Source organism: Neochlamydia sp. AcF84 (assembly GCF_011087585.1).
Lineage (GTDB): Bacteria > Chlamydiota > Chlamydiia > Chlamydiales > Parachlamydiaceae > Neochlamydia.
In genome coordinates, this window is sequence record NZ_VJOT01000005.1 from 1 (window position 1) to 1863 (window position 1863).

1 protein-coding gene is annotated in these 1863 nt (G+C 38.7%); it reads right to left on the bottom strand.

The features are described from left to right. Positions 1-61 precede the first annotated feature (61 nt). Positions 62-1705: an IS1634 family transposase gene (locus NEOC84_RS00330; RefSeq protein ID WP_166154213.1), complete on the bottom strand. Its 1644-nt coding sequence runs from the start codon at positions 1703-1705 to the stop codon at positions 62-64. Between the last annotated feature and the right edge of the window lie 158 nt (positions 1706-1863).

Genomic DNA, 1863 nt, shown 5'->3' on the forward strand with positions numbered 1-1863 from the left:
AACGGGAGTTCCATTTTTTTAAAACCAATCAGTAGTAAGCAAGCTTTTGACTGTTAAAAGCTTATGGTTTTTGTCGACGTTTTTTTCTAGTGACTACATGTGCATGATTCTTTGGCAAAACTTTTGGTAATTCTATCTTTAAAGCCTCAAGCATTTGTTTATTTTGATGGCGTGGCTCTGGAATTTGCTGAAAACTTAAGCCTTCATTTAATGTCCATTCTATTAGTGTTAAAGTAGATAAACTGCGCAGCCCCTCTTCTACTGTTAAATAAAGGTTCCTCCAGGATTTATCAAGCTCTCTGATAATCATGTAGGCTAGCATTACAATCAAAACATGGCCCCTTGTACTTTCTTCTGAACGTACATAAACTGGCCGTATTTCAAGATCGCTTTTTACTGTTCTAAAAGCTGATTCTACCCTAGCTAAATCTTTGTAACGGTCATGTATCTCTTGCATGCTCACTTCTTCATGAGCTAGATCGGTTTTAATTACATAGCAGCCATCTAGCTTAGCATCTTCTGCTAACATTTCTTGATTAAGGCATAACGATAAGCTTCTATCTTGTGCGCTAACTGTTAGACAGCTTTTAAGTGCTAAACGCTCAATTTTAGCCTTAATTTTCTTTAGCGCTACTTCCATGTGTGCTTTGGGATGAGCCTGCAAATAGGCATTTTGCATAGCAACCAATTTTTCTATGCTAGCTAGCTTGCTAAGACGAGAATGAGCGATTTCTTGGGCGCGCACAGGATTGCGCCTAAGAATATATCTTATCCCATTTTCTTTGACTTCAACCAAGTTTTCATCAAATAGGGTATATTCGATCACACCTTTTTTCATTAAAGTCTCTACCTGGGCTTTTGTCAGAGCGGTAATATAATGAAAACCATGCGCTTGCAAATCCTCGATCTGCCCGCTTTTAATCATTCCTCTATCGCCTACAAAAGTGACCTTTTCGCAGTTAAAGCGTTCTTTAGCTTTTTTGATTTGGGCATGAAAAGTAGAGGTGTCTTGCGTATGACCTTTAAATACTTCTGCTGAGACAGGTGCACCCTCGGCTGAACTTAGCAAGCCGATAACAATTTGTTTTTTACCTTTCTTTTTGTCTCGGTTGTAACCCCAAGCGGCAAGCTCATTTTTCTCGCCTTCTAAATAAGAGCTAGTGACATCATACAAAAATAAGTGAGGAGCTTTCTTGTGGAAACTTTTAGTAAACAATCGATCTTCGATAGAGGCTTGGTTTTGGCATAGCCACAAAAGATTTTTATAAAGATCTTCTTCATTAAAGCCTTCTTGCAGATCAATGACCGGAGCAATGGCATAGGTTTCTGCCAGCCTGACTGCAGAAAGTCTTGAGCCTTGCTCCAATACGCGTGCCAGCACTTGCCACAACGCAAGCTGGCCTTCTCGGTTGTTGCCAAGAGCATCCACAATTCCTAAACGTTTAGCCATTTGGTAGATCACCCATACGCCACCAATAGATAGACCTTCTTGCATCGTGGCTTCACGGCAAGAGGCTAAGGCTTGGAGATTACTTTTGTATTTTAAAGCTAACTCGATAGCAGTAATTTCTTCGGCTGTGCAATTGGATAGATTACCAACCGTACGTTTTTTGACGGTTTTGCCTTCTCTGTAGGATTCGCGTAGCAAAACCGTTTCATAAACTTTGCCAGCAGCTGATTTGAATTTTGATCTTACTATATGCATACCTACATAAATACACTAGCAATGCTATTTATGTAAATCCTAAAAACACATTTCAATAATTTTTTGGTGACTACAAATTTTTATAAAAAAGCTATAAGAGACTAATAATAAAACAATTACCGGCTTTAAGTTTATAGAAAAAAATGGAACTTCCGTTA